At 72.2% G+C, this 24,945-nt stretch carries 25 protein-coding genes and 1 riboswitch; of the genes, 13 read left to right on the top strand and 12 right to left on the bottom strand.

Translation table 11 applies throughout. The features are described 5' to 3' along the window. Positions 1 to 14 precede the first annotated feature (14 nt). The 4 genes from ACFY0F_RS04070 (at position 15) to ACFY0F_RS04085 (ending at position 3,815) form a co-directional block, all read left to right on the top strand. Positions 15 to 725: a lysophospholipid acyltransferase family protein gene (locus ACFY0F_RS04070; RefSeq protein WP_388789188.1), complete on the top strand. Its 711-nt coding sequence runs from the start codon at positions 15 to 17 to the stop codon at positions 723 to 725. Positions 726 to 775: 50 nt separating this feature from the next. Beyond that, entirely contained in the window at positions 776 to 2,002 is a 1,227-nt protein-coding gene (macS, locus tag ACFY0F_RS04075; protein ID WP_388788480.1) for a MacS family sensor histidine kinase, read from the top strand. Next, positions 1,999 to 2,676, top strand: coding sequence for a response regulator (locus tag ACFY0F_RS04080; RefSeq protein ID WP_388788483.1), 678 nt, complete (start codon positions 1,999 to 2,001; stop codon positions 2,674 to 2,676). Before macS ends, ACFY0F_RS04080 begins: the two co-directional genes overlap by 4 nt. Positions 2,677 to 2,786: 110 nt before the next feature. Beyond that, complete coding sequence (locus ACFY0F_RS04085; protein WP_388788485.1) at positions 2,787 to 3,815, top strand: 6-phosphofructokinase; 1,029 nt, start codon at positions 2,787 to 2,789, stop codon at positions 3,813 to 3,815. 47 nt (positions 3,816 to 3,862) lie between these two features. On the opposite strand, the gene ACFY0F_RS04090 is transcribed toward ACFY0F_RS04085, so the two are convergent. Together ACFY0F_RS04090 and ACFY0F_RS04095 are read right to left on the bottom strand one after the other, a co-directional pair. Next, on the bottom strand, positions 3,863 to 5,725 hold the full coding sequence (locus ACFY0F_RS04090) for an anthranilate synthase family protein (protein WP_388788488.1): 1,863 nt from the start codon (positions 5,723 to 5,725) through the stop codon (positions 3,863 to 3,865). 106 nt (positions 5,726 to 5,831) lie between these two features. Continuing rightward, the gene (locus ACFY0F_RS04095) at positions 5,832 to 5,942 is read right to left on the bottom strand and encodes a trp operon leader peptide (protein ID WP_388789191.1); all 111 of its coding nucleotides are present in this window, start codon (positions 5,940 to 5,942) and stop codon (positions 5,832 to 5,834) included. A gap of 50 nt (positions 5,943 to 5,992) precedes the next feature. Between ACFY0F_RS04095 and ACFY0F_RS04100 the strand changes: the two genes are divergently transcribed. Next, the gene (locus tag ACFY0F_RS04100) at positions 5,993 to 7,345 is read left to right on the top strand and encodes a class II 3-deoxy-7-phosphoheptulonate synthase (RefSeq protein WP_388788491.1); all 1,353 of its coding nucleotides are present in this window, start codon (positions 5,993 to 5,995) and stop codon (positions 7,343 to 7,345) included. A 150-nt stretch (positions 7,346 to 7,495) separates the two neighbouring features. Next, positions 7,496 to 7,708 carry a bacterioferritin-associated ferredoxin gene (locus ACFY0F_RS04105; protein ID WP_388788494.1) on the top strand — a complete coding sequence of 71 codons (213 nt, stop codon included), beginning with the start codon at positions 7,496 to 7,498 and terminating at the stop codon, positions 7,706 to 7,708. A gap of 15 nt (positions 7,709 to 7,723) precedes the next feature. Here ACFY0F_RS04105 and bfr read toward each other — a convergent pair whose 3' ends face one another. Further along, positions 7,724 to 8,203, bottom strand: coding sequence for a bacterioferritin (bfr, locus tag ACFY0F_RS04110; RefSeq protein ID WP_388788497.1), 480 nt, complete (start codon positions 8,201 to 8,203; stop codon positions 7,724 to 7,726). 177 nt (positions 8,204 to 8,380) lie between these two features. On the opposite strand from bfr, the gene ACFY0F_RS04115 reads away from it, so the two are divergent. Continuing rightward, on the top strand, positions 8,381 to 9,022 hold the full coding sequence (locus ACFY0F_RS04115; RefSeq protein ID WP_388788500.1) for a sulfite oxidase-like oxidoreductase: 642 nt from the start codon (positions 8,381 to 8,383) through the stop codon (positions 9,020 to 9,022). Positions 9,023 to 9,033: 11 nt separating this feature from the next. Here the strand turns inward: ACFY0F_RS04115 and ACFY0F_RS04120 are convergent, their stop codons facing one another. The 5 genes from ACFY0F_RS04120 to thiO all read right to left on the bottom strand — a co-directional run bounded on the left by ACFY0F_RS04120 (position 9,034) and on the right by thiO (position 14,261). Further along, positions 9,034 to 9,933: a deoxyribonuclease IV gene (locus ACFY0F_RS04120; RefSeq protein WP_388788503.1), complete on the bottom strand. Its 900-nt coding sequence runs from the start codon at positions 9,931 to 9,933 to the stop codon at positions 9,034 to 9,036. Positions 9,934 to 9,967: 34 nt separating this feature from the next. Continuing rightward, positions 9,968 to 11,905, bottom strand: a complete 1,938-nt coding sequence (gene pknB, locus ACFY0F_RS04125) for a Stk1 family PASTA domain-containing Ser/Thr kinase (RefSeq protein WP_388788506.1) — start codon at positions 11,903 to 11,905, stop codon at positions 9,968 to 9,970. Between the two features lie 198 nt (positions 11,906 to 12,103). Beyond that, positions 12,104 to 12,901: a thiazole synthase gene (locus tag ACFY0F_RS04130; RefSeq protein ID WP_388788510.1), complete on the bottom strand. Its 798-nt coding sequence runs from the start codon at positions 12,899 to 12,901 to the stop codon at positions 12,104 to 12,106. Positions 12,902 to 12,903: 2 nt separating this feature from the next. Next, on the bottom strand, positions 12,904 to 13,104 hold the full coding sequence (gene thiS / locus ACFY0F_RS04135; RefSeq protein WP_388788513.1) for a sulfur carrier protein ThiS: 201 nt from the start codon (positions 13,102 to 13,104) through the stop codon (positions 12,904 to 12,906). After that, positions 13,101 to 14,261 (bottom strand): glycine oxidase ThiO, encoded by a 1,161-nt coding sequence (gene thiO / locus ACFY0F_RS04140; protein ID WP_388788516.1) that lies wholly within the window; start codon positions 14,259 to 14,261, stop codon positions 13,101 to 13,103. Before thiO ends, thiS begins: the two co-directional genes overlap by 4 nt. Then, positions 14,259 to 14,370, bottom strand: a riboswitch (TPP riboswitch). Its footprint overlaps the gene before it by 3 nt. A gap of 52 nt (positions 14,371 to 14,422) precedes the next feature. Between thiO and ACFY0F_RS04145 the strand changes: the two genes are divergently transcribed. The 6 genes from ACFY0F_RS04145 (at position 14,423) to ACFY0F_RS04170 (ending at position 19,321) form a co-directional block, all read left to right on the top strand. Further along, positions 14,423 to 14,773 (top strand): hypothetical protein, encoded by a 351-nt coding sequence (locus ACFY0F_RS04145; RefSeq protein WP_388788518.1) that lies wholly within the window; start codon positions 14,423 to 14,425, stop codon positions 14,771 to 14,773. Positions 14,774 to 14,805: 32 nt separating this feature from the next. Further along, complete coding sequence (locus ACFY0F_RS04150) at positions 14,806 to 16,044, top strand: NAD(P)/FAD-dependent oxidoreductase (RefSeq protein ID WP_388788521.1); 1,239 nt, start codon at positions 14,806 to 14,808, stop codon at positions 16,042 to 16,044. A 77-nt stretch (positions 16,045 to 16,121) separates the two neighbouring features. After that, positions 16,122 to 16,487 (top strand): Rv2175c family DNA-binding protein, encoded by a 366-nt coding sequence (locus ACFY0F_RS04155; RefSeq protein WP_053671919.1) that lies wholly within the window; start codon positions 16,122 to 16,124, stop codon positions 16,485 to 16,487. 129 nt (positions 16,488 to 16,616) lie between these two features. Further along, positions 16,617 to 17,288 carry a thiamine phosphate synthase gene (thiE, locus tag ACFY0F_RS04160; protein WP_388788524.1) on the top strand — a complete coding sequence of 224 codons (672 nt, stop codon included), beginning with the start codon at positions 16,617 to 16,619 and terminating at the stop codon, positions 17,286 to 17,288. Between the two features lie 114 nt (positions 17,289 to 17,402). After that, complete coding sequence (gene metF / locus ACFY0F_RS04165; RefSeq protein ID WP_388788527.1) at positions 17,403 to 18,326, top strand: methylenetetrahydrofolate reductase [NAD(P)H]; 924 nt, start codon at positions 17,403 to 17,405, stop codon at positions 18,324 to 18,326. A 56-nt stretch (positions 18,327 to 18,382) separates the two neighbouring features. Beyond that, on the top strand, positions 18,383 to 19,321 hold the full coding sequence (locus ACFY0F_RS04170) for a hypothetical protein (protein WP_388788529.1): 939 nt from the start codon (positions 18,383 to 18,385) through the stop codon (positions 19,319 to 19,321). Between the two features lie 31 nt (positions 19,322 to 19,352). Here ACFY0F_RS04170 and ACFY0F_RS04175 read toward each other — a convergent pair whose 3' ends face one another. From ACFY0F_RS04175 to ACFY0F_RS04190, 4 genes are all read right to left on the bottom strand, one after another. Further along, the gene (locus ACFY0F_RS04175; RefSeq protein ID WP_388788532.1) at positions 19,353 to 20,864 is read right to left on the bottom strand and encodes a phytoene desaturase family protein; all 1,512 of its coding nucleotides are present in this window, start codon (positions 20,862 to 20,864) and stop codon (positions 19,353 to 19,355) included. A 375-nt stretch (positions 20,865 to 21,239) separates the two neighbouring features. Further along, on the bottom strand, positions 21,240 to 21,869 hold the full coding sequence (locus tag ACFY0F_RS04180) for a TetR/AcrR family transcriptional regulator (RefSeq protein WP_388788535.1): 630 nt from the start codon (positions 21,867 to 21,869) through the stop codon (positions 21,240 to 21,242). A gap of 50 nt (positions 21,870 to 21,919) precedes the next feature. Beyond that, entirely contained in the window at positions 21,920 to 24,004 is a 2,085-nt protein-coding gene (locus ACFY0F_RS04185; protein ID WP_388788538.1) for a YhgE/Pip family protein, read from the bottom strand. Then, positions 23,976 to 24,809: an ATP-binding cassette domain-containing protein gene (locus tag ACFY0F_RS04190; protein WP_388788540.1), complete on the bottom strand. Its 834-nt coding sequence runs from the start codon at positions 24,807 to 24,809 to the stop codon at positions 23,976 to 23,978. The genes ACFY0F_RS04185 and ACFY0F_RS04190 overlap by 29 nt, the downstream gene beginning before the upstream one ends. Between the last annotated feature and the right edge of the window lie 136 nt (positions 24,810 to 24,945).

The raw sequence follows: 24,945 nt of genomic DNA on the forward strand, positions 1-24,945 counted from the left end.
TGTTGTACGGCACGATGAAGGTCGCCATCGGGGGACCGCTGAAGGTCGCCTTCAGGCCCTGGGTGGAAGGCCTGGAGAACATTCCGGCCGAGGGCGCCGCCATCCTGGCGAGCAACCACCTCTCGTTCTCGGACTCGTTCTTCCTGCCCGCGGTCCTCGACCGCAAGGTCACCTTCATCGCGAAGGCGGAGTACTTCACCACGCCCGGCGTGAAGGGGCGGCTCACCGCGGCCTTCTTCAAGGGCGTCGGCCAGCTCCCGGTGGACCGCTCCGGCGCGCGGGGCGCGGGCGAGGCGGCCATCAAGAGCGGGATAGAGGTCCTGGAGCGCGGTGAGCTGTTCGGCATCTACCCCGAGGGCACCCGCTCGCCCGACGGGCGCCTCTACCGGGGCAAGCCCGGTGGCCTCGCGCGCGTGGCCCTCGCCACCGGCGCTCCGGTCATCCCCGTCGCGATGATCGACACGGAGAAGATCCAGCCGCCCGGGAAGGTGATGCCGAAGCTGATGCGGCCCGGCATCCGCATCGGCAGGCCCCTGGACTTCAGCCGCTACCAGGGCATGGAGCACGACCGGTTCGTGCTGCGGGCGGTGACCGACGAGGTCATGTACGAGATCATGAAGCTCTCCGGCCAGGAGTACGTCGACATCTACGCCACCGCCGCCAAGCGCCAGATAGCGGAGGCCGCGAAGGCGGAGAAGGCCGGGAAGAAGAACGCCGAGTCCTAGCCGGGAGTCGGTGGCGTCGGGGGAGTCGGGGATCCGGGGGCGTGGGGGACATGGCCAGGCGCGAGCGAGTCATGCGGATGTCGGTGGAGCTGCCGCTGTGGCGGGCGCTGGCCGGTTACCGCGTGCTGACGATGCTGTACGCGGTCGGCCTGTTCGCCTCCGCCTACGACGAGTACGACCGCCCCGGCGTCGCCATCGCCTACTACGCCGTCCTGTTCGTCTGGACGCTGGCCACGCTGCCCCGCGTGCAGAACGCGGCTGTCTGCACCAGGCGCTTCCTCGCCGTCGACCTCGCGGTCGCGCTCGCCGGCATCGTCCTCACCCCGTGGGTGGCCACCGCCCAGCACATCGACCGCGGCGGCCCCACCCTGCCGTCGATATGGACGGCGGGGTCGGTCCTCGCCTTCGCCGTCAAGGGCGGCTGGCGCTGGGCCGCGTTCGCCTCCACTCCCGTCGCCGTCGCCAATCTGATCGAGCGCGGCAGCCCGGCCAGGGACACCGTGCACAACGTGATCCTCGTGTGGGTCGCGTCCATCGCCATCGGCTACGTCGTCGAGGTGGCCCGCGCCTCCGAGCGCACGCTCGCCCGCGCCCTGGAGATCGAGGCCGCGACCCGGGAACGGGAGCGGCTCGCCCGGGACATCCACGACAGCGTGCTGCAGGTGCTGGCCATGGTGCAGCGGCGCGGTGCGGTCATCGGGGGCGAGGCGGCCGAGCTGGGCCGGATGGCGGGGGAGCAGGAGGTGGCGCTGCGCACGCTGGTCTCCGGCGGCCTGGTGCCCGTCCCGCGCGTCTCCCAGGACCCGGCCGAGGGAGCGGTCGTACGGGCCGTGGAGGAGCCGGACGTCCCCTCCGGTCCCGTCGACCTGCGTGCACTGCTCGCCCCGTTCGCCGGCGCCCTCGTCAGCCTCGCCGAGCCCGGCGCCCCCGTGTTCCTCCCGCCCGGCGCCGCACGGGAGCTGGCCGCGGCGGTCGGCGCCGCCCTGGACAACGTCCGGCGGCACGCGGGCGAGGGCGCGCGGGCCTGGATCCTGGTCGAGGACGAGCCGGACGAGGTCGTGGTGACCGTACGGGACGACGGACCCGGCATCCCGGAAGGGCGGCTGGACCAGGCCGAGGGCGAGGGGCGGCTCGGGGTGGCCCTGTCCATCCGGGGGCGGCTGCGCGACCTGGGCGGCAGCGCCGAGCTGGTCTCGACTCCGGGGCAGGGCACGGAAGTCGAACTGAAGGTACCGAAGGACCACAAGGTCTCCCGGGGGAAGGCGGACAGGCGATGACACGGCAACAGGACCCGATCCGGGTCATGGTGGTCGACGACCACCCGATGTGGCGCGACGCGGTCGCCCGGGACCTGGCCGAGTCCGGCCTGGAGGTGGTGGCCACCGCGGGCGACGGCGAGCAGGCGGTGCGCCGCGCGAAGGCCGCGGCCCCCGACGTCCTCGTGCTGGACCTCAACCTGCCGGTCAAGCCGGGCGTCCAGGTCTGCAAGGAGCTGGTGGCCGCCGATCCGGCGCTGCGCGTGCTGGTGCTGTCGGCGAGCGGTGAGCACGCCGACGTGCTGGAGGCGGTGAAGTCCGGCGCGACCGGCTACCTGCTGAAGTCGGCGTCCACGGAGGAACTGCTGGACGCGGTGCGCCGTACGGCGGTCGGCGACCCGGTGTTCACGCCCGGCCTCGCCGGACTGGTGCTCGGCGAGTACCGCCGGCTCGCCTCCGAGCCCGCCCCCGCGCCGGACACCGACGAGCCGAAGGCGCCCCGGCTGACCGACCGCGAGACCGAGGTGCTGCGGCTGGTCGCCAAGGGCCTGAGTTACAAGCAGATCGCCGAACGCCTGGTCATCTCGCACCGCACGGTGCAGAACCACGTGCAGAACACCCTCGGCAAGCTCCAGTTGCACAACCGGGTGGAACTCGTGCGGTACGCCATAGAACGCGGACTTGACGACGAGTAAAGCAAATTCCCGGCGGTTCACCGGAATTGCCCTTCCCGCCTCTCGCTGTGTGACGTGAATCACCACTACCGTTACTCTCCGTCAGGCAACCGCTGCGAAGGGACAATTCCATGCGGGTCGGAGTACTGACCGGAGGCGGCGACTGCCCCGGGCTCAACGCCGTCATCCGGGGCATCGTGCGCAAGGGCGTACAGGAGTACGGCTACGACTTCGTCGGCTTCCGGGACGGCTGGCGAGGGCCCCTGGAGGGCGACACCATCCGCCTCGACATCCCCGCGGTGCGCGGCATCCTGCCCCGCGGCGGCACGATCCTCGGCTCCTCGCGGACCAACCCCCTCAAACAGGAGGACGGCGTCCGCCGGATCAAGGACAACCTCGCCAAGCAGGAGGTCGAGGCGCTGATCGCGATCGGCGGCGAGGACACCCTCGGGGTCGCCGCGCGGCTGTCGGACGAGTACGGCGTGCCCTGCGTGGGCGTGCCGAAGACCATCGACAACGACCTCTCCGCCACCGACTACACCTTCGGCTTCGACACCGCGGTCGGCATCGCCACCGAGGCCATCGACCGGCTGCACACCACCGCCGAGTCCCACATGCGGGTCCTGGTCTGCGAGGTGATGGGCCGTCACGCCGGCTGGATCGCCCTGCACTCCGGGCTCGCGGGCGGCGCGAACGTCATCCTCATCCCCGAGCAGCGCTTCGACCTCGACCAGGTCTGCGCCTGGATCACCTCCCGTTTCAAGGCCTCCTACGCCCCGATCGTCGTCGTGGCGGAAGGCGCCATGCCGAAGGACGGCGACATGGTCCTCAAGGACGGGTCGCTCGACTCCTTCGGCCACGTCCGCCTGTCCGGGGTCGGCGAGTGGCTGGCCAAGGAGATCGAGAAGCGCACCGGCAAGGAGGCCCGCACCACCGTGCTGGGGCACATCCAGCGCGGCGGCACCCCCAGCGCCTTCGACCGCTGGCTCGCCACCCGCTTCGGCCTGCACGCCATCGACTGCGTCCGCGACGGCGACTTCGGCAGGATGGTCGCCCTGCGCGGCACCGACATCGTCCGCGTCCCGATCGCGGAGGCCACGGCGAAGCTGAAGACGGTGGATCCCGCGCTGTACGCCGAGGTCGGCGTCTTCTTCGGCTGACCCCCCCCTTCCGGGCCCGGGAACCGCGATCCCCGGGCCCGGAACGCTCAGTTCCTGCTGCCCGCCGGGCGGAGCCGGCCGATCAGCTCGCGCACGATCGCCGCCCCGTTCAGGGACAGCACCGACTCCGGGTGGAACTGCACCCCGGCGAACCCCGGACCCCGTACGGCGTGCACCTCGCCGTTCTCCGCGCGGCTCACCTCGATCCGGTGCGCGGCCAGCTCCCGGGCGGTCTCCTCGTCGCAGTGCGCGGTGAAGCTGTTGTAGAAGCCGACCGTCTCCGGGCGCCCGAAGAGGTCGATCGTCGTCTGCGCCCCCTGGTGGGGCACCTCCTTGCGGACGATGTCCAGCCCGAGCTCCGCCGCGATCAGCTCGTGCCCGAGGCAGACCCCGAGCAGGCCGTGCCGGTGCTCCCGGACCACCTCGGCGGTCAGCTCGCGCAGCAGCCGCATCTTCGGGTCGGCCGGGTCCGAGGGGTCGCCCGGCCCGGGCCCGAGCACGACGGGCCCCTCGTGTGCGAGCACCGCCCCCCGCAGACCGGGCTCGTCGTACCGCCGGACGGTCACGTCGAGGCCGGCCGAGCGCAGCACGTGCGCCAGCATCGCGGTGAAGGTGTCCTCCCCGTCGACGACCAGGGCGTGACCGTCCAGGGCGGTGGACCGCTCCTGCATCCGCAGCCAGAAGGGGGCCAGCGAGGCCCGGCGGCCGTCCAGCGCGGCCCGGACCCGCGGGTCGTCGGCGAGTCGGGGGCGTCCCCGCTCGTCGCGTGGCCGGGCGGGCCGCACCCCGAGGGCCGCCAGCACGCCCGCCGCCTTCGCGTGGGTCTCGGCCACCTCGCCCGCCGGGTCCGAGCCGCGGACCAGCGTCGCGCCGACCGGGACGCGCAGACGGCCGCCGCGGGAGATGTCGGCGGTGCGGATCAGGATCGGGGAGTCCAGGGTCTGGGCGCCCCCGCAGTCCCGGCCGAGCAGGGCCAGGGCGCCCGCGTAGTAACCCCGTCCGCCGACCTCGTGGCGCTCGATCACCCGGCACGCGTTCTGCACCGGGGATCCGGTGACCGTCGCCGCGAACATGGTCTCCCTCAGCACCTCGCGCACGTCCAGGGAGGACTTCCCGCGCAGCTCGTACTCGGTGTGCGCGAGATGGGCCATCTCCTTCAGCCGGGGGCCGATGACGACCCCGCCCATGTCCCCGACGGTGCACATCATCTTGAGCTCCTCGTCGACCACCATCGACAGCTCCTCGATCTCCTTGCCGTCGGCGAGGAAGCCGAGCAGATGACCGGCGGTGGGCCCCTCGTCCGGATAGCGGTACGTCCCGCTGATCGGGTTCATGACGACGGTCCCGCCGGCCATCCGCACGTGCACCTCCGGGCTGGCGCCGACCAGCGTCCGGTCCCCGGTGTGCACGACGAACGTCCAGTACGCCCCCCGCTCGCCCTCCAGCAGCCGCCGGAACAGCGCGAGCGCGTCGGCCCTGGAGAACCCGGGGATCTCGCCCTGGTACGTCCGCCGGATCACGAAGTTGGCGCCCTCGCCCCGCCCGATCTCCTCGCGCAGCACCCGCCCGACGATCTCGCCGTACTCCTCGTCGCCGACGTCGAAGCCACCGCCCTCGACCCGCACCCGGTGGGAGGGCAGCGCCGCCAGCGCGTCGGCGAGCGGGACCTCGTACGACTCCTCGGGCGTCAGCGCCGCCAGCGGCGTGCCGTCGTCGCGGACGTCGAAGCCGCGCTCGCGGATCTGCCGGAAGGGGACCAGCGCGAGGCCCTCGTCGGGCAGGTCGGCGAGACGGTCGCGGGTGACGACCGGGCCGACGAGGACCTCGACCGTGCTCTCGTCGCGGCCGGGGGTGCGGCGGCGCAGCAGGGCGAAGGGTCGGGGGTCGGCAAGGAGCTGTGCCAGGTCCATGGGTTCCTCTTCCGTCGAACTGACGTCGATGTCGGTGAGGAACGACCCCGGGAAACGCCGAAGGCCGCCCCTCGGGCGGCCTTCGCGAAGTCTTGCGTACGCGCAGTCAGTGGGCCGCCGGATGAGCGGTCCACCACCAGTTCTGGATCGAAAGCGCGAACATGCCGGGAACCCTACCGCACAGCCGGCTGTCCGTACCGTGATCGCCCCGTCTCATTTTTCGGGCAGGAGGAAAATCCGTCGACACGACCCCGTAGTGTTTACCGGGTGACCGTGAACGCTAAGACCAGCCCGAGCGCTGGCAACACCTGGCGAAACCTGCCCGCGGCGCAGCAGCCCGAGTACCCCGACGCCGAGGCTCTGCGCGCAGTGATCGCGGACCTCGAGTCGTATCCGCCGCTCGTCTTCGCGGGCGAGTGCGACCAGCTGCGCGCCCGGATGGCGGCCGTCGCCAAGGGAGAGGCGTTCCTCCTCCAGGGCGGCGACTGCGCCGAGGCCTTCGACGCGGTGTCCGCGGACCACATCCGCAACAAGCTCAAGACGCTGCTCCAGATGGGCGCCGTGCTGACGTACGCCGCGTCGGTGCCGGTGGTGAAGGTCGGCCGGATCGCCGGCCAGTACTCCAAGCCGCGCTCCAAGCCCACCGAGACCCGCGACGGCGTGACGCTCCCGACCTACCGGGGCGACTCCGTCAACGGCTTCGACTTCACCGAGGCCGCCCGCGTCCCGGACCCGGAGCGGCTGAAGCGGATGTACCACGCGTCCGCCTCGACGCTGAACCTGGTGCGCGCCTTCACCACCGGCGGCTACGCCGACCTGCGCCAGGTGCACGCCTGGAACCAGGACTTCGTGCGGTCCTCCCCGTCCGGCCAGCGCTACGAGCAGCTCGCCCGGGAGATCGACAACGCGCTGCACTTCATGCACGCGTGCGGGGCCGACCCGGAGGAGTTCAAGACCGTCGAGTTCTACTCCTCGCACGAGGCGCTGCTGCTCGACTACGAGTCGGCGCTCACCCGTGTCGACTCCCGCACCGGGCAGCTCTACGACGTCTCCGGGCACATGGTGTGGATCGGTGAGCGCACCCGGCAGCTGGACCACGCGCACATCGAGTTCGCCTCGAAGATCCGCAACCCGATCGGCGTCAAGCTCGGCCCGACGACGACGCCCGAAGAGGCGCTGCAGTACATCGACCGCCTCGACCCCGACCGGGAGCCGGGCCGGCTCACCTTCATCGTCCGCATGGGCGCCGACAAGATCCGGGACCGGCTCCCGCACCTGGTCGAGAAGGTCACGGCGTCCGGGGCGACGGTGGCCTGGGTGACCGACCCGATGCACGGCAACACCTTCGAGGCGGCCTCCGGGCACAAAACCCGCCGCTTCGACGACGTACTCGACGAGGTCAAGGGCTTCTTCGAGGTGCACAAGGAGCTGGGCACCCACCCGGGCGGCATCCATGTCGAGCTCACCGGTGACGACGTCACCGAGTGCGTGGGCGGCGGCGACGAGATCTTCGTCGACGACCTGCACCAGCGCTACGAGACGGCCTGCGACCCGCGCCTGAACCGCAGCCAGTCCCTGGACCTCGCGTTCCTCGTGGCGGAGATGTACCGGGACCAGTAGCCGTCGTGCTTCTTCCGGTGGGGCGCGGATCACATACGATCCGCGCCCCGCTCCGCTTTTGCGGGCCCGGCCCGACGGGTAAGGTTAGGTTTGCCTCACCGAGGAATCGGGACGGCAAGACTGATCGATCCCGTCGGGAGGTGAATCCGCGTGTACGTCTGCAGCTGCTTCGGTGTCACCGAGGCACAGGTGAAGAAGCACGCGGAGGGCGGCGCCTGCACGCCCCGCCAGATCGCCTCCGCCTGCAAGGCCGGCACCGACTGCGGTTCCTGCGTCCGCCGCATCCAGGCCATCCTCGGCCGTGGCGCCTGCCCCACCCGCGAGCCGGCCGGCCGACTGCCGGCCCTGGACGAGGCGGCCTAGGGTTTTCCAGGGGCTCTAGCTCTCCGGCTGTTCGATCAGCTGGGCGATGTACAGGGCCTCGCCGAGCTTGTCCAGCAGTTCGAGCTGGGTGTCCAGGTAGTCGATGTGGTGCTCCTCGTCGGCGAGGATGTCCTCGAAGATGTTCGCGGACGTGATGTCGCCCTTCTCGCGCATCACCTTGACGCCACGCCTGAGCCGGTCGATCGCCTCCACCTCGATCTGCCTGTCCGCCTCGAACATCTCCCTGACCGTCTGCCCCACCCGGACATGGAACAGCCGCTGGTAGTTCGGCAGCCCCTCCAGGAACAGGATCCGGTCGGTGAGCACCTCCGCGTGCTTCATCTCGTCGAAGGACTCGCGCCGCGTGTACGTGGCGAGCTTCGTCCAGCCGAAGTTCTCCTGCATCTTCGCGTGCAGGAAGTACTGGTTGATCGCGGTGAGCTCGGCGGTGAGCTGCTCGTTCAGGAACTCGATTACCTCGGGATCGCCCTGCATCGCAGCGGCTCCTTCCACATGGGGAACGGGGGAGGTTGCGGCGGCATGATTTCATCGGCGTCGAAGATCGTCCAGTAAGCGCGTACTCAGTAAGTTAGTGCATGCTTACTCATGGTTTGCCCGTTTTGGCCGCCTCCCTGGTCATGTGCACTGCCCGGGGTCTGTCAGGATGGAGTCATGGGTCAGCCGGTGGAGCGCGAGTCGGGAGAGTCAGGAGAGGCCGCACGGCCCGGACTTCCGCCGGGGCAGCGACTCCAGCGCGGCTGGCCGGTCACGCACTACGGTCCGGTGCCCAAGTTCCGGCCCGAGCGCTGGGAGTTCCGGGTCTTCGGCGCCACCGCCGACGGCGAGAAGCACTGCTGGAACCACGAGGAGTTCACGGCCCTGCCGTACACCACCGTCGTGGGCGATCTGCACTGCGTCACGAAGTTCAGCATGCTCGGCGCCGAATGGGGCGGCATCCCGGCCCGGACGATCCTGGAGATCGCGCCGCCCGCGCCCGACGTCACCCATGTGATGGTCTGGGCGGAGTACGGGTTCAGCTCCAACCTCCGCCTGCCGGACTTCGCCTCCGAGCGCACCCTCTTCGCCACCCACAAGGACGGCGAACTCCTCACCGCCGAGCACGGCTTCCCGCTGCGCCTCGTCGTCCCCCATCTGTACGCCTGGAAGGGCCCCAAATGGGTCCGCGGGGTCGAGTACATGACCACCGACCGCCGCGGCTTCTGGGAGGAGCGCGGCTACCACAACATCGGCGACCCCTGGAAGGAACAGCGCTACTCCTACCAGGAGGAACCGGGGGACGGCCCGGAGCTGTGAAGCGGTGACCCTCAGGAGTCCCTGAGCTTCTTCAGGCGCTCCACGTCGGCCGCGTGGCCCTCCTTGCCGCCCGGGGTCTCGATGACCAGCGGCACTCCCGCGGTCGCCGGGTGGGTCATCAGGGCGCGGAAGGGGTCCTCGCCGATGTGACCGGCGCCGATGTTCTCGTGGCGGTCCTTGTGGGCGCCCACCACGTCCTTGGAGTCGTTGGCGTGGATCAGTTTCAGCCGGCCCTCGCCGACCGCGTCCACCAGCAGGTCCAGCGTCCGGTGCATTCCGTCGGGGCCGGCCAGGTCGTGGCCGGCGGCGAACACGTGGCAGGTGTCCAGGCAGACGCCCAGCTTCGGATGGGCGTCCAAGGCCTCGAAGTAGGGCCCGAAGTCCCAGGTGCGGGAGCACAGCGAGGCCCCCTGCCCGGCCGTGGACTCCAGCAGCAGGTACGGATCGTCGTCGTGGGTGAGCTCGTCCAGCAGCGGCAGCAGATGCTCCCGTACCTGCTTCAGCGCCACGGACCGCTCCCGGCCGCCGGTCGCGCTCCCCGTGTGCACCACGACCCCGAGCGCACCGATCTCCCGGCCCCGCCGCAGCGAGTGCCGCAGGGACTCCACCGACCGCTCCACGGTCGCCTCGGTGTGCGACCCGAAGTTGATCAGGTACGGCGCGTGCACATACGCCGGTATCGCGCCCTCCGCGCACGCCTGACGGAAGGCCTCGTCCTGCCGCGGATTCCCGGCGGGCGTCGCCCACCCGCGCGGGTTGGCGACGAAGACCTGCACGGTCTCGGCCGCCAGCTCGCGGGCGTACGACAGCCCCACGGAGTGCAGACCACCGGCCACGGGCACGTGCCCGCCGACGGGATTGCGGGCGGGACCGGGGACGGGGACGGCGGAAGCGGGGTGCTGCGGTGTCACCCCTTCAGGGTGTCATGGTCCGGGCGGGCCCCCGTCACCGGATGGTGATCGTGATCGTGGACCCCTTGGGCGCCTTGTCGCCGCCCTCCACGGACTGCTTCTTCACGGTGTCGCCGAACAGCCCGAGCAGCCCGCGGTCCTCCTCGACCTGGAAGCCGGCGTCCTCCAGCTGCTGATGCGCGTCGTCCACACTGTCGCCCACCACGTCCGGCACCTCGACCATCACCGGGCCCTTGGACACGGTCAGCGTCACCGTGTCGCCCTCGGCGGCCCGGCTGTCGCCCGCCGGGGTCTGCCGGGCGACCTTGCCCTTGTCGTACTCGGAGTTGACCTGCTGCGCGGACACCCTCACCTTCAGACCGGCGCCCTGGAGCTCCTGCTTCGCGCTGTCCAGGTCGTCGCCCGTGACGTCCGGCACGTCGATCGGGCTGCCCTTGCTGACGGTCAGCGCGATCGCCGAGCCCGCGTGCCGCACGGTGCCGGCCGCCGGGGTCGTGCCGATCACGGAACCCCTGGGCACGTCCTCGCTGAACTCCTGGGTCACCATGCCCGGCGCCAGCCCCTCGTCCTTCAGCCGCGCCCTGGCCTTCGCCAGCTCCTGGCCCGACAGGTCGGGCACCTTCACCGTCTTCGGTCCGTCGGAGATCGTCAGCGTCACCGAGTCGTTGCTGCGGATGCGGGCGCCGCTCGACGGGTCGCTGCTGATCACCGTGCCCTTCTTCACCGTGTCGCTGTAGGCGTGCTCGACCTTCCCCAGCTCCAGCCCGGCCTTGTCCAGCCGCTCCCTGGCCTGGTCCTCGGTCCTGGTCATGAGCGGCGGGACCCTCGTGAACTGGCCGGAGTTGATGTACCAGACCCCCGCACCGGCCCCGAGGACCAGCAGCACGGCCGCGACGACCGTGACGAGCCCGCGCCGGGGCCGCCTCAGCCGGCGCCGCGGCGGCTCGGGGGGCGGGGTCCGGAGCACGCTGGTCCGGTTGAGGGCCGCCTCGGCGTCCGGGCGGTCGTCCTCGTCGACCGGGAGCGGGCGCGGCACCGTCAGTGCGCGCGGGATCACGCTGGTGCGGTCCTCCGCGTTGTCGTGCGCCGCCGAGACCGCCTGCGGCGGCACCGCGTCCAGCTGCTCGTCACGGAGCGCCGCGTGGGCCTCCCGCACCTGGGCGAGGAGGGCCACGGCGTCCTGCGGCCTGAGCTCGGGGGAGCGGGCGGTGGCGGCGGCGACCAGCTCGTCCAGCTCGTACGCCAGCCCCGGTACGACGGCCGAGGGCGGCGGGACGTCCTCGTGGATGTGCTTGTAGAGCACCTGGGCGGGGGTGTCCCCGGCGTGCGGCTTGCCGCCGGTGAGCATCTCGTAGAGCACGACACCGCACGCGTACACGTCGACGCGCGGATCGGCCGTGCCGTGCTCTATCTGCTCGGGCGCCAGGTACGAGACCGTGCCGAGCACGGTCCCCGTCGTGCTGGTCACCGTGTCCACGGACCGCACGAGCCCGAAGTCGGCCACCTTGACCCGCCCGTCGTCCCCTATCAGGACGTTCTCCGGTTTCATGTCCCGGTGCACGAACCCGGCCCGGTGCGCGGCACCGAGCGCGGCCAGCACCGGCTCCAGGATGTCCAGCGCGGCCCGCGGCTGCAGCGCGCCCCGCTCGCGCAGCACGTCCCGCAGGGTGCACCCCGCGACGTACTCCATCGCCAGGTAGACGTACGCCCCTTCAGCCCCCTGATCGAACACCTGAACGACATTGGGGTGGGCGAGCCGGGCCACCGACTTAGCCTCCCGGATGAACCGCTCCACGAACGACACGTCCGCCGCGAGCGTCGGGTGCATCACCTTGAGCGCGAGGACCCGGTCCAGGCGGGTGTCCAGGGCCCGGTAGACCGTGGCCATCCCGCCGACCGCGATCCGCGCGTCGACACGGTAACGGCCGTCGAGCACCTGCCCGACGAGGGCGTCCTGAAGGGTCGTATCCACGCAGGCGAGTGTACGAGCCGCGACCGACACCCCCACGGTTTCGGCCAGGATCGGACCGGTACTGAAGCGCACCTGTGACGCTTCCCACGCACGGAAAGCCGCCAGCGGCGACCGAGTCCCACGGCAGACGTCCACCCCTCGATCGGCAGTAACGGGTGGTGCGTGGGTGGGAGACAAAAACGGGACTGGCTCCCCGGGTCACCAAAAAGCAGGCCGCTCCGGATCCAGCACGGCCAAGCCCTCCGCGGGAGAAGACGCCGAAGCGAAGTACCGCCGGGGAATCCGCCCCGCCAGCCGGGCCAACCGCCCCGCCTCCACCGCGTGCCGCATGGCGGCAGCCATCCGCGCGGGCGCCTGCGCCCGGGTGACGGCCGAGGCCAGCATCACCCCCGCACACCCCAGCTCCATCGCCAGCGCCGCGTCCGACGCCGTCCCGGCCCCCGCGTCCAGAATCACCGGCACGCGCGCGTGCTCGACGATCAGCTGGAAGTTGTGCGGATTGCGGATCCCCAGCCCGGATCCGATCGGCGACCCCAGCGGCATGATCGCGGCGCAGCCGACGTCCTCCAGCTTCCGCGCCAGCACGGGATCGTCATTGGTGTACGGCAGCACCGTGAAGCCGTCGTCGACCAGCGTCTCCGCCGCGTCCAGCAGCTCGACGGGATCCGGCAGCAGCGTGCGCTCGTCGGCGATGACCTCCAGCTTCACCAGGGAGGTGCCCAGCGCTTCCCGGGCCAGCCGGGCGGTGAGTACGGCCTCCCCGGCGGTGAAGCACCCCGCGGTGTTCGGCAGCACCCGGATGCCGAGCCGCTCCAGCACCGACAGCACCGACCCGTGCACGCCGGGATCCACCCGCCGCATCGCCACGGTCGTCAGCTCCGTGCCGGAGGCGACCAGCGCCCGCTCCAGCACCTCGAGGCTGGGCGCACCGCCCGTACCCATGATCAGACGGGACGTGAAGGACGTACCGCCGATGACGAAGGGATCGTCTGCCATGGTCAGCCTCCCTGCACGGCGGTCAGGACTTCGACGCGGTCGCCCTCGGCCAGGGCCGTGGCCGGCCACTGCGCGCGCGGGACGACGGTTTCGTTCAGCGCGGCGGCCACTCCGCGCGGCGCCGCCGTGAGGGACTTCACCAGGGTGTCGAGAGCGGTACCCGGGGCGACCTCCCGGCGCACCCCGTTGACGGAGATGTTCATGCGGGCTGCTCCATGAGTGCCGTGCTGAAGCGTTTCGGGGTGAACGGGCGCGCCTCCTCGGGCAGTTCGCCGGTGGTCAGGGCCTGCGCCAGGGCGTCGCCGGTGACCGGGGTGAGCAGCACGCCGTTGCGGTGGTGTCCGGTGGCCAGCAGCAGCCCGTCCAGACCGGTCGGGCCGAGCAGCGGCGCGTTGTCGGGGGAGCCGGGACGCAGTCCGGCCCGGGTCTCGGTGAGCGGCAGTTCGGTGATGCCGGGCACCAACTCGTGCGCGTCGCGCAGCAACTGGTACACCCCGCCGGCGGTCACCGTCGTGTCCCAGCCCACTTCCTCGCTGGTCGCCCCGACGACCAGCTCGCCGTTCTCCCGGGGCACCAGGTACACCTGGCTGCCGCGCACCACGGCCCGTACGGTCCGGCTCAGGAACGGCGCGTACCGCTCGGGCACGGTCAGCCGCACCACCTGCCCCTTCACCGGCCGTACCGGCGGCAGCAGGTCACCCGGCAGGCCTGCGAGCCGCCCGCTGAGGCTGCCCGCCGCGAGCACCACCTGGCCCGCGCCCAGCTCGTCGCCGTCCGAGGTGGTGACACCGGCCGCCCGGTCCCGTACGACGTCGAAGCGCTCGGCCCACCGCCGGTGGAAGACCACCCCGGTCCGCTCGCACGCGGCGACCAGCGCGGCCGCCAGCCGACGCGGGTCGATCTGGTGGTCGCGGTCCACCCGCAGCCCGCCGCGAACGCCCGGCGCGAGCAGCGGCTCCAGGCGCCGGCACTCCCGGCCGGACAGCCACTGCGACCCCAGTCCCGAGCGCTGCTGCAGGGCGTGCAGTTCGCGCAGGTGGGCGCGGTCGTCGGCATCCAGTGCGACGGCCAGCGTGCCGCATCTGCGGTAGCCGAGGTCCAGGCCGGTGAGGTCGGTCAGCTCGGCCGCGAAGTCCGGATAGCGGCGGGCCGAGGCCAGGTTCAGGCCGAGCAGTGTCTGCTCGCCGTGGTGCAGTTCCGTGACGGCGGCCAGCATCCCCGCCGCCACCTGCGCGGCCCCGCCGCCCGGCTCCGGGTCCACCACGGCCGTGGCCAGTCCGCGTTGCGCGGCGCGCCAGGCCGTGACCAGTCCGATGATCCCGCCCCCGATGACGAGGACGTCCGACGTACGTGACGACATGGGCGTCGAGCCCCTCCCTTCGCCGGCATGACCCGGATCAGGTTCGTACGGTCGGAGGCCGCCAGCCTCCCTCTCAGCCCGGTGCGTCCGGGCTCCCGCGAGTGCTTTACGGTGGCCACCCTAGCCCGCAGGGCACCCGACTCGTAAGGAGGCCTCCGTCCATGGCCCGTTCACTCGACGGCCTCGTCCTCGCGCCCGTCGCCGACCAGGCCCCCGGTCAGGTGGGCACGCGCACCCGCTTCTCCTACCACGAGAAGAACGGCGAGATCTGGGCCGAGTACGCGGGTGGAGACGTCGTACGCGGGTACCTGGTGGGCACCCGCGAGGGCGACCGGCTGGACTTCAGGTACGTGCAGCTCAAACGGGACGGAACCACCTCCTCCGGACACTGCGGGTCGACCGTGGCCGAGTTGCCCGACGGACGGGTACGGCTGGAGGAGACCTGGGAATGGGAGTCGCAGTCGGGAGCAGGGACGAGCGTTGTGGAGCAGGTCACTGAGCACGCCCCCTGACTGACGCACAGTCAGTTGACTATGGTGATCGAGTGAGCGAGCAGACGCGGGAGACGCGGGAACAGGGCACGTCACAGGCGCGGCGAGTGGTCGTGGTCGGCGCGGGCATGGCCGGGGTGCAGACCGCGGTCGCCCTGCGCGAACAGGGGCTGAAGGGCACCGTGACGCTGATCGGCGCCGAACCCCACCAGCCGTACGACCGGCCCCCGCTGTCCAAGGCCGTGCTGCTCGGCAAGGCCGAGGGTTCCGCCTTCGACGTGGACTTCGAGGCGCTCGGCATCGAACTCCGCCTCGGTCGCGAGGCGTTGGGCGTGCGCCCCGCCGACCACGAGCTGGACACCGAGGCCGGGCCCGTGCCGTACGACGTCCTGGTGCTGGCCACCGGCGCCGAACCGGTCCGGCTGCCCGGCGCGGAGGGCGTGCCCGGCGTGCACCTGCTGCGCACCCTCGACGACGCCGAGCGGCTGCGGCCGGTGCTCGCCCGGCAGCACGACATCGTGGTCGTCGGCGCCGGCTGGATCGGCGCCGAGTTCGCCACGGCGGCCCGTGAGGCGGGGTGCGCGGTGACGGTCGTGGAGGCGGCGGACCGCCCGCTCGCCGGCGCGCTCCCGGCCGAGGTGGCGGCGCCGATGGCGTCCTGGTACGCCGACAGCGGCGCGGTGCTGCGCACGCGCGCGCGCGTGGAGCGCGTCGAGCCGGGCGCGGTGGTGCTCGACGACGGCTCGCGGCTGCCCGCGGGCGCCGTCGTCGTCGGCATCGGCGCCCGTCCCGCCACGGCGTGGCTGGCCGGCTCCGGCATCGAGCTCGGCACGCACCAGGAGGTGGTGACCGACGAACACCTGCGGACCTCGGCCCCCGACGTGTACGCGGTCGGCGACTGCGCCTCCTTCCCCTCCCGCCGGTACGGGGAGCGGCTGCTCGTCCACCACTGGGACAACGCCCTCCAGGGCCCTCGCACGGTCGCCGCGAACATCATCGGCGAGACCCCCGCGGCCTACGACCCCGTGCCCTACTTCTGGTCCGAGCAGTTCGGTCGCTTCGTCCAGTACGCCGGTCACCACGGCGCCGCCGACCGCACCCTCTGGCGGGGCGACCCCGCCGGCCCGGCCTGGACGGTCTGCTGGCTGAAGGAGGACCGGCTGGTGGCCCTGCTCGCCGTCGGGCGCCCCCGGGACCTGGCCCAGGGCCGGCGCCTGATCGAGGCGGGCGCACCCCTGCACCCCGAGGCGCTGACCGACCCGGCCAGGCCCCTGAAGGACGCCACGGCATAGCGCCGCGACCTGCCGCGTCACCCCGGGTGGACCCGCCCGGCTTCCGACTGTCAGTGGCAGATGGCAGGCTTGTTCCCGTGACCGAGATTGACGCGAAGATCGATGCGCTCGTCCCCGCCTGGCTGACCCTCCCCGACATCGCCGAACAGCTCGGCGTCGAGGTGACACGTGTGCGGCAGCTGGTCAAGGAGGGCCAGCTCATCGCCGTACGCCGTGGTGAGAACCGGGCGCTGCACGTCCCCGCCGCCTTCATCGACGGGGACAAGGTCGTCAAGGGCCTGTCCGGCACCTTGACGCTCCTCAGGGACGACGGCTTCACGGATGAAGAGATGCTGGAGTGGCTCTTCACCCCCGACCCGAGCCTGCCCGGCACCCCCGCGCAGGCACTGAGCGAGAATCGCGGCACGGAGGTGAAGCGCCGCGCCCAGGCGCTCGCCGTCTGAACCAGATCATCCAGAAACGAACACCGTCCGGCGTACGGGCCGCGGCCGCCGGGGCCCGGCCACGGTGGGCCACGGCCCGTACGCCGCCGACAGCGCGCCCGCACCGCGCGACACCGGGGGGACCCACCCATGACCGATACAGCCGCCGGCGCCGCCGCGGGCACCGCACGCGAGCGCCTCGCCGACGCCCGGCTCTACCTGTGCACGGACGCCCGCAGACGGCAGGGCGACCTGGCCGAGTTCCTGGACGCGGTGCTGGCCGGCGGTGTCGACATCGTGCAGCTGCGGGACAAGGGCATGGAGGCGGCCGAGGAGCTGGAGCACCTGGCGGTCCTCGCCGACGCCTGCGCCCGGCACGGCAAGCTGCTGGCGGTCAACGACCGCGCGGACGTGGCCCACGCCGCCGCCGCGGACGTGCTCCACCTCGGCCAGGGCGACCTCCCGGTCCCCGCGGCCCGCGCCATCCTCGGCGCGGACGTCCTGATAGGCCGGTCCACGCACGCCGAGGCCGAGGCGGAGGCCGCCGCCGTGCAGGAGGGCGTGGACTACTTCTGCACGGGCCCGTGCTGGCCCACGCCCACCAAGCCCGGCCGCCACGCCCCCGGCCTGGACCTGGTCCGGCACACCGCCGCCCTGGGCGCCGACCGTCCCTGGTTCGCCATCGGCGGCATCGACCTCGGCAACCTCGACGAGGTCCTCGACGCGGGGGCCCGCCGGGTGGTGGTCGTCCGGGCGATCACCGACGCCCCGGACCCGGGAGCGGCGGCGGCGGAGTTCGCCAAGCGGCTGCGGCAGGCCTGACGCGGCACCCACAGGTGTCCACGTATGTCCAAGTGGTGGACAGCGGGCCGACAAATTCGGGCATATTTCCGGCCCTCGGTTGGGGGACCCGCCGCTCCTGGCTAACCTGCCGTTATGGCCCTCGGAACCGCATCCACCAGGACCGACCGCGCGCGCACGGTGCGTGACATCCTCGGCACCGGAAAAACGACGTACTCCTTCGAGTTCTACGCGCCCAAGACGCCCCAGGGAGAGCGGAACCTCTGGAACGCGCTGCGCCGGGTCGAGGCGGTGGCGCCCGACTTCGTGTCCGTGACCTACGGGGCCGGCGGTTCCACGCGTGCCACCACGGTCAAGGAGACCCAGCAGATCGTCGTCGACACCACGCTGACGCCGGTCGCCCACCTGACCGCGGTCAACCACTCCATCGCCGAGCTGCGCAACATCATCGGCCAGTACGCGGACGCGGGGATCCGCAACATGCTCGCCGTGCGCGGCGACCCGCCCGGCGACCCGATGGGCGAGTGGGTGCCGCACCCGCGGGGCCTGACCTACGCGGCCGAGCTCGTCCGGCTCATCAAGGAGTCGGGTGACTTCTGCGTGGGCGTCGCCGCCTTCCCGGAGATGCATCCGCGCTCCACCGAGTGGGACACCGACGTCGCGCACTTCGTCGACAAGTGCCGGGCCGGCGCCGACTACGCCATCACGCAGATGTTCTTCCAGCCGGAGTCCTACCTGCGCCTGCGCGACCGGGTGGCCGCCGCGGGCTGCGAGACCCCGGTCATCCCCGAGGTCCTGCCGGTGACGAGTGTGAAGATGCTGCAGCGGTTGCCGAAGCTCAGCAACGCGCTCTTCCCGCCCGTCCTGAAAGAGCGGATCCTCACAGCCAAAGACGATCCGGCGGCGGTACGCTCCATTGGTATCGAATTCGCCACGGAGTTCTGCGCACGGCTGCTGTCCGAGGGAGTGCCCGGACTGCACTTCATCACGCTCAACAACTCCACGGCGACGCTGGAAATCTACGAGAACCTGGGCCTGCACCATCCCCCGCAGGCCTAGACCGGCCGCACCGCGATACGCCACACTGCGTAGCGGCCACTGGGAGAGGGGCGTACATGGGCTGGGCGGTCCTCTACATCGCGTTCGGCATCGTCGCGCTGTGGTTGCTCGGTGAGGTGCTGCTGCAGTACAAGGCGCGCCTGCGCTGGCGGCTGCTCGCCTTCGTCGGGTTCCTCGGTGTCGTGGTCGGTGTGCTGATCCCGTCCGTGCCGGTCATCGGTCTGGGCGCGGCCGCCTTCGCGGTCGGGCAGACCTACGTCACGCTGTCGTTCCGCCGTGGCTTCGCCGCGGGCTGGGCGGTCAGCAGGCCTGCCGCCGGTGAATCCGGCCGGAGCAAGCGCCGCCGGGGCGAACCCGAGGACGACGAGCCCGCCCTCGACGTCTCCGGCGTCAAGGCGGCGGAGGCGGCCGGCTACAGCGGCGACTTCGGCCAGGACGGCGCCGCCTACGGCCTCGACGACTACGACCGCGACGACGTCTTCACCCCCGTCGCCCGCTCCGCCGGGCCCACGGCCGCCGAGACCACCGCGGTCTACGAGCCGCAGCCGATGCCCGAGGACACCGGTTCGTACGGCATATACGGCGACCCCTTCGCGGGCTCCGCCCACACCTCCGCCGACCAGCACCAGGAGACCTACGCGACGGCGGCCCCGGGCACCGACCAGTCGTACGCCTACGACTACTCCGGCTACGGCCAGCAGAGTTACGCCTACGACGCCGGCGGCCAGCAGCAGTACAACGGCTACTCCGACCCCTACGGCGGGACCGGGTACGACCAGGGCTACGGCGGTCAGGGGTACGACCAGCAGGGTTACGGCCAGGGCCACTACGGCACCGGGGGCTACGGCGAGATCCCCTCCGACGGCGTCTGGGTGCCGCAGCAGCGCACCGAGGAGCCCCACGCCGGCGACCAACTCCCCACCGAGCAGCCGTACCCCTACCAGTCGGGCGTGCAGCAGCAGGGGCACGGGTTCGACGAGCACTACCGCTTCTGACACCCGGCCCGGCCCGGGCGGCGCGCGGATCTCACTGTGAGCCGCGGAAGTCCGGCCCCTCCACGATCAGTCCCGCGACCAGCGCGCCGGACATGCCGGCGTGGGGGAGCCCCCCGCCGGGGTGTGCCCAGCCGCCCACCCGGTAAAGACCCGGCAGGCGTGTGGTGTTCGCCGGATGCAGGAAACGGCCGTCGGCGGCGGCCAGCGCCGGAGCGGGGACGGCTCCGCCAGCGGCGCCCGTCTCGGCCGCCACATCGCCCGGCGTGCGCACCTCGTGCCACATCAGCCGCTCCCGCAGCCCGGGGACGGCGGACCCGGTGGCGTCCAGGACGAGCTCGGTGAAGCGCCGGACCAGGTCCTCCCGTTCCCAGCCCGCCTCCGCCGGCACCACCGCGTGGACGACCACCGACTCGTACCCGCCCTGCGGGCACAGGGAGGGGTCGTCGGGCCGCAGCACGGTCACCGTGGGCCGCACCGGCCCGGCGCCGCCGGGAGACGCCAGGAAGTCCTTCTCCGCCCCGGCGTCCGGCGCGTGCACGACCGTGCGGTGCGCGGTACCGGGCGCACGCTCGCCACGCAGGGCCAGCAGCACCGTGAACCGGCCCGTACGGGGCGTCGTGGTCTCGGCGCGCACGTCCCCCTCGGCGTCCAGCGGATGCTCCGTCAGGCCCCGCAGCAGCACCGGGTCCACGTCCGCCACCACGTGATCGGCCTCGGCCACCGCTCCGTCGGCCAGCTCGACCCCCACCGCCCGGCCGTCCTTCTCCCGGATCCCGGTGACCTCCGCGCCGAAGGTGAACTCCACCCGGCGGGTCACACACCGCTCGTACACCGCGCGCGCCAACTCCCGTATGCCACCGCGCACATACCAGACGCCGAAGGCGTGCTCCATGTACGGCAGCACGGCCGCGCTCGCCGGCGCCGTCCGGGGATCAAGGCCGTGGGCGAGGGCGTGGCTCTCCAGGAGCGCCGCGAGACGCGGGTCGCGCAGCTCCCACTCCCCGACCTCGGTCAGGGTGGTGGCACGCCGGGTGCGCAGCAGCCGCTTGTGCGGGACGGCCGGATAGGGCTCGCGCTCGGCCAGCACCCGCCAGTTCGGCCACAGGGGCTCTTCCAGCAGGGGGCGCCGGGTGCGGTCCCAGGCCTCGCGTGCCCGCACCAGGAAGTCGCCCCAGCGCCGGCCCGCGGCCCCGCCCAGGGCTTCGTCCAGGGCGGCCACGACCCCCGCGCGCGAGGCGTTCGGCAGCGACACCGCGGTGCCGTCGGCGAAGACGTGCCGCGACGACGGGTCGACCTGCACCAGCTCGACGCAGGACTCCAGGGGCTCCTTGCCGGTCTTGACGAACAGGTCGCGGTAGACCGCGGGCAGGGGCAGCAGTCCGGGCCCGGTGTCGAAGCGGAATCCGTCCCGCTCGAACCGGCGCACCGCACCGCCGTACGTCTCCGTCCGCTCGTACACCACCACCCGGTGGCCCGCGACGGCCAGCCGGGCGGCGGCCGCCATCGCGCCCATGCCGGCGCCGATCACCGCAATCCGTGCCATGCCTGCGACTCTAGCGACCGGCACCGACAGTTCCGCCCAGGGGCTGTGGATGAGCGCGCGGGGCTGAGTATCCGTACCTAGTGCATGAGATGAGTACGCGCACGGATGGGCTGCCACCTGCGCGGACGAGAGAGTGGAGACACGGAGAAGGGGCCTGGTCCCGGCACCGGCGACACGGGGCGCCGGAACGGGGCCGCCCTCGATCCGCTCGTTGCCGCCGATCCGTCGGCGGAAGCGAGGCACGGGGGTGCCTGGGGGCGACCGCACGGGGGGACGTACGGGGAGCAAGGGGGAGGCGCCGGTTCGAGGTGGCCCGCGGGGGACGCGGCCACGGCGGACCGGCGCTTTCTGCGTGCACGCGCGCGTGCGGCTCGCTCAGCCCTTTCCGCTGACCCGCCCCTGGAGCAGCCGGGACAACGCCGCGTGGACGTCGTCCAGCGACCGCTCCGGCTGGAACGACTTCCAGTCCAGCGCGGCCACCAGCACCATCCCGACCAGCGCGGCCGCGGTCAGCTGGACGTCGATGTCCTCGCTGAACTCGCCGTTCGCCACGCCCTCGCGCAGCACGCCCTCCACGACCGCGACGGCCTCCTGCCGGACCACCATCAGGGTCGACTGCCAGGCGCGGTTGGTCCGCCACAGCTCGGCCACGTACAGCTGGGTGAAGGCCGGGTAGCGGTCGATGAAGACCAGCCCGGCCCGGATCATCGCGTCCAGGGCGTCGACCCTGGTGCCGCCCTCGCTCGCCGTCCGCTCGGCGGCCTCGCGCAGGGAGGCGGTGAGGAGGCCGACACCGTGCCGCAGCAACTCCTCGAAGAGGACCGACTTGCTCGCGAAGTTGTAGTAGACCGTGCCCTTCGCGACTCCGGCCCGCTCGGCGATCTCGTCCACCGTCGTGGCGGAGAAGCCCTGTTCGGCTATGAGCGTGACGGCGGCCTCGTAGAGCTTCTGCCGGGTGGCCTCGCGGCGTGTGCTGCCACCCGACGTGGCGCTGCTGCTTTCCATGGCGTCGATTGTCACAGGAACGGCTCCCGAAGGGGACGCGAAAGGCGAGGTCACAGGCTCAGTTCCGGATGCAGCCGGTCCAGTGTCCACACCTGGCGGCGGCGGGCCGACAGGGCGGTGAGCGCGAGGGCCCCCGCGGTGAACGCCGCCAGCACGGCGCACGCCAGCCACACCGGGCCGAGCCCGCCGCCCGTGATGAGCCGGCGCAGGGCCGTCACGACGTAGCTCATCGGCAGGAAGGGGTGGATCGCGTTGAAGAAGCCCGGACTGGTCTGCACCGGGTACGTACCGCCCGCCGAGGTCAGCTGGAGCATCAGCAGGGCGAGCACCAGGATCCGGCCCGCCGCGCCGAAGCGCGCGTTCAGCCACTGCACGATCGCCGCGAAGCAGGCCGCCACCAGGAACAGGAAGCCCACCGTCCCGGCCGCCCGGGTCATCTCCAGGCCGATCGCCCAGTGCAGCACGGACATCAGCGCGGCCGTCTGCAGCACCCCGACCGCGGCCACCGGCAGCCAGCCCGCGAGCGCGATCCGCCAGGCGGAGGAGCCGACGGCGAGAGCGCGCCGGTTGAGCGGCGGGATCAGCATGTACGCCACCATCGCGCCCACCCACAGGGACAGCGGGATGAAGTACGGGGCGAACCCGGTGCCGTAGTTCGGCGCGTGGTGCAGATCCCTGGAGGCCAGTTGCACCGGGTCGGCCATGACCCCGGTGCGCCTGTCGCGGTCGTGCTTGTCGTAGTCGGGGATCTTCTTCGCGCCGTCGTGCAGGCCGCCGGCCAGCTTCCCGGATCCGTCGACCAGCTTGTACAGGCCGCCGTCGAGTTCCTCGGCGCCCGACTCGGCCGTGCCGATGCCCTTGTCCAGGGTGGTCGCGCCGGTGCTCGCGGTGCCCAGGCCGGTGTGCAGCCGCTCGGCGCCCGCGGCGACCTTGCCCGCGCCCTCGTTCAGCTTGTTGATCCGGGACACGGCGTCGTCGAGGTCCTCGGACAGGTGCGGGGCGCGGTCGGCGAGCGCCTGAGCCTGCGTCTGCAGCGTGGCGAGGTTCGAGCGCAGGGTGTTCAGGTCACCGCCCTGGTCGGCGATCAGCGTGTTCAGGTCGTCGGCGACCGCGGCCACGTCGGAGGCCGCCGTCCTCGCCTTCTTCAGGTCGGGGCAGACCGGGTCGGGGAGCACGGGTGTCCCGCAGTGCGTCCGGTAGACCTCGTCCAGGGTGCTGGAGGCCGCGTGGGCGGTCCTCGCCGCCACCGGAGCCGTCCGCACCAGGACGTCGAGGTTGTCGCGGACCGTCTTCGCCGAGTCGGCGACGAGCCGGGCGGTGTCCCCGATGGTCTTCTCGTTGTCCCGCACGAAGGGGCCGACCTGCGCGTAGACCCCGTTGACCTTGTCGGCGAGGGTCTGGGTGCCGTCGGCGACCTGCCGGGAGCCGTCCTGCAGGTCGCCCGCGCCCCGGTCCAGCTTCTCGAGGCCCTTGGCCAGCCTGCCGCTGCCGCTCTTGGCGTCCTTCAGCCCGTCGGCGAGGTCCTTGGCGCCCCGCTCCGCCTTCCCGATGCCGCCCTGCAGCTGGTCGGCGCCCTCGGCGGCCTTCTCCGTCTGCCCGTGGATGTCGGAGAAGGAGATGAAGATCCGGTCCAGGAAGGACCGGGACGCCTTGGTGGACGCCGCCGTGCGCACCTCGCTGAACACCGTCCGGGATATCTGCCCGACGATGTAGTTGTTCGCGTCGTTGGTGTGCACCTGCAGCGCGCCCGTCTCGGGGGAGTCGCCGGCGCTGGAGGCGACGCGCCGGCTGAAGTCGGCCGGCATGGTCAGCGACAGGTAGTAGGTGCCGTTCTCGACGCCCCGGCGGGCCTCCGCGGCGCTCACCTCGTGCCAGTCGAAGGTCCGGCTGCGGCGCAGCCCGTCGGTGATGTCGTCGCCCGCCGTGATCCTCTTCCCGTCGGCGTTCGCCCCCTTGTCCTGGTTGACGAGGGCCACCGGGATGCGGTCGAGGCGGCCGTAGGGGTCCCAGAACGACCACAGGTACAGGGCGCCGTAGAGCAGGGGCAGCACGAGGAGCGCGACGAGGGCGGCGCGGGGGAGCCTGCCCCGGCCGAAGCGCCTGAGCTCAAGGGCGGCCAGTTTCGGCGAGCGCATCGGCCGCCTCCTTCGCTTCCTCGTCGGTGGGTTCGGTGGGTTCGGTGGGCCGGCTGGGTTCTTCGGTGGGTTCTCCGGACTCCGCGGGCCGGGTGGAGACGGTCAGCACGCCCTCGGGGGCGTCGGCGTACACCGCCACGACCGTCGTCCCGGCCGCGGCCACGGAGGCCAGCAGCGCGTGCGCCTCGGCCCGCTCCGCGTCGGAGAGCTTGAGGTCGGTGTCGTCCACGGCCAGCAACCGGGGGTCGCCGACGAGGGCCAGGGCCACGGACAGCCGCAGCGCCTGAAGCCGCTCGAGGTCCCGTACGGTCGTCCGGGCGCCCTTGGGCAGGCCGTCCAGGTCGAGCCCGGCGGCGGCCAGCGCGGTGTCGAGCCGGCGCCGGGCCTCGTCCGCCCGCTGCGCCCGGGGCCGCAGCAGGGAGCGCAGCGAGCCGCCGAAGCGGCGTTGCAGCAGCGCCCGTTCACGCAGGTGTTCCCCGACGGTGAGGGCCGGGTCCAGGTCGGTGACCCCGGCGACGTTCGCCACGGCGCTGATCCGGCGGACGGCGGACATCTGCCGCGGGAGTTTGAGGCCGCCGACGGTGGCCACTCCTTCCGTGGGCTTCATGCGTCCCGTGAGCGCGAGCAGCAGACACGTACGGCCGGAGCCGGAGGGCCCGTCGACCGCGATCAGCGAGCCGGGCTCCGCGTCGAGCGAGACGCCCCGGAACGCCCAGCCGCGCGGCCCCCGCAGCCCGAGGCCGCGGGCCGTGACACCGAGGGCTGTGACACCGAGGTCCTGGGAACTGTCCTGTGACGGGTCCATGGCTCCCGCCTTCCCCCTGCGCGTGTTTTTGAACTGACTGGTCAGTGCAAAAACTAACCCGAACCTTCGATCGAAGCAAAAGCCCAGGTCAGAACGGATTGTCAGTGCCATACCTCACGATGGGCACATACGGCAC

Source organism: Streptomyces sp. NPDC001544 (genome assembly GCF_042894285.1).
Taxonomy (GTDB): Bacteria; Actinomycetota; Actinomycetes; order Streptomycetales; family Streptomycetaceae; genus Streptomyces.

What these genes read in the sequence shown, in the direction of transcription:
- ACFY0F_RS04145 (WP_388788518.1), top strand. Translation starts at nt 14,423, where the DNA reads ATGGCCCGTTCACTCGACGGCCTCGTCCTCGCGCCCGTCGCCGACCAG.
- bfr (WP_388788497.1), bottom strand. Translation starts at nt 8,203, where the DNA reads ATGCAGGGCGATCCCGAGGTAATCGAGTTCCTGAACGAGCAGCTCACC.
- ACFY0F_RS04175 (WP_388788532.1), bottom strand. Translation starts at nt 20,864, where the DNA reads ATGGCACGGATTGCGGTGATCGGCGCCGGCATGGGCGCGATGGCGGCC.
- thiS (WP_388788513.1), bottom strand. Translation starts at nt 13,104, where the DNA reads ATGAACATCTCCGTCAACGGGGTGCGCCGGGAGGTCGCCCCGGGTACC.
- thiO (WP_388788516.1), bottom strand. Translation starts at nt 14,261, where the DNA reads ATGTCGTCACGTACGTCGGACGTCCTCGTCATCGGGGGCGGGATCATC.
- ACFY0F_RS04190 (WP_388788540.1), bottom strand. Translation starts at nt 24,809, where the DNA reads ATGGACCCGTCACAGGACAGTTCCCAGGACCTCGGTGTCACAGCCCTC.
- ACFY0F_RS04085 (WP_388788485.1), top strand. Translation starts at nt 2,787, where the DNA reads ATGCGGGTCGGAGTACTGACCGGAGGCGGCGACTGCCCCGGGCTCAAC.
- ACFY0F_RS04070 (WP_388789188.1), top strand. Translation starts at nt 15, where the DNA reads ATGAAGGTCGCCATCGGGGGACCGCTGAAGGTCGCCTTCAGGCCCTGG.
- ACFY0F_RS04115 (WP_388788500.1), top strand. Translation starts at nt 8,381, where the DNA reads ATGGGTCAGCCGGTGGAGCGCGAGTCGGGAGAGTCAGGAGAGGCCGCA.
- thiE (WP_388788524.1), top strand. Translation starts at nt 16,617, where the DNA reads ATGACCGATACAGCCGCCGGCGCCGCCGCGGGCACCGCACGCGAGCGC.
- ACFY0F_RS04185 (WP_388788538.1), bottom strand. Translation starts at nt 24,004, where the DNA reads ATGCGCTCGCCGAAACTGGCCGCCCTTGAGCTCAGGCGCTTCGGCCGG.
- ACFY0F_RS04095 (WP_388789191.1), bottom strand. Translation starts at nt 5,942, where the DNA reads ATGAGACGGGGCGATCACGGTACGGACAGCCGGCTGTGCGGTAGGGTT.
- ACFY0F_RS04170 (WP_388788529.1), top strand. Translation starts at nt 18,383, where the DNA reads ATGGGCTGGGCGGTCCTCTACATCGCGTTCGGCATCGTCGCGCTGTGG.
- ACFY0F_RS04180 (WP_388788535.1), bottom strand. Translation starts at nt 21,869, where the DNA reads ATGGAAAGCAGCAGCGCCACGTCGGGTGGCAGCACACGCCGCGAGGCC.
- macS (WP_388788480.1), top strand. Translation starts at nt 776, where the DNA reads ATGGCCAGGCGCGAGCGAGTCATGCGGATGTCGGTGGAGCTGCCGCTG.
- ACFY0F_RS04090 (WP_388788488.1), bottom strand. Translation starts at nt 5,725, where the DNA reads ATGGACCTGGCACAGCTCCTTGCCGACCCCCGACCCTTCGCCCTGCTG.
- ACFY0F_RS04130 (WP_388788510.1), bottom strand. Translation starts at nt 12,901, where the DNA reads ATGGCAGACGATCCCTTCGTCATCGGCGGTACGTCCTTCACGTCCCGT.
- metF (WP_388788527.1), top strand. Translation starts at nt 17,403, where the DNA reads ATGGCCCTCGGAACCGCATCCACCAGGACCGACCGCGCGCGCACGGTG.
- ACFY0F_RS04080 (WP_388788483.1), top strand. Translation starts at nt 1,999, where the DNA reads ATGACACGGCAACAGGACCCGATCCGGGTCATGGTGGTCGACGACCAC.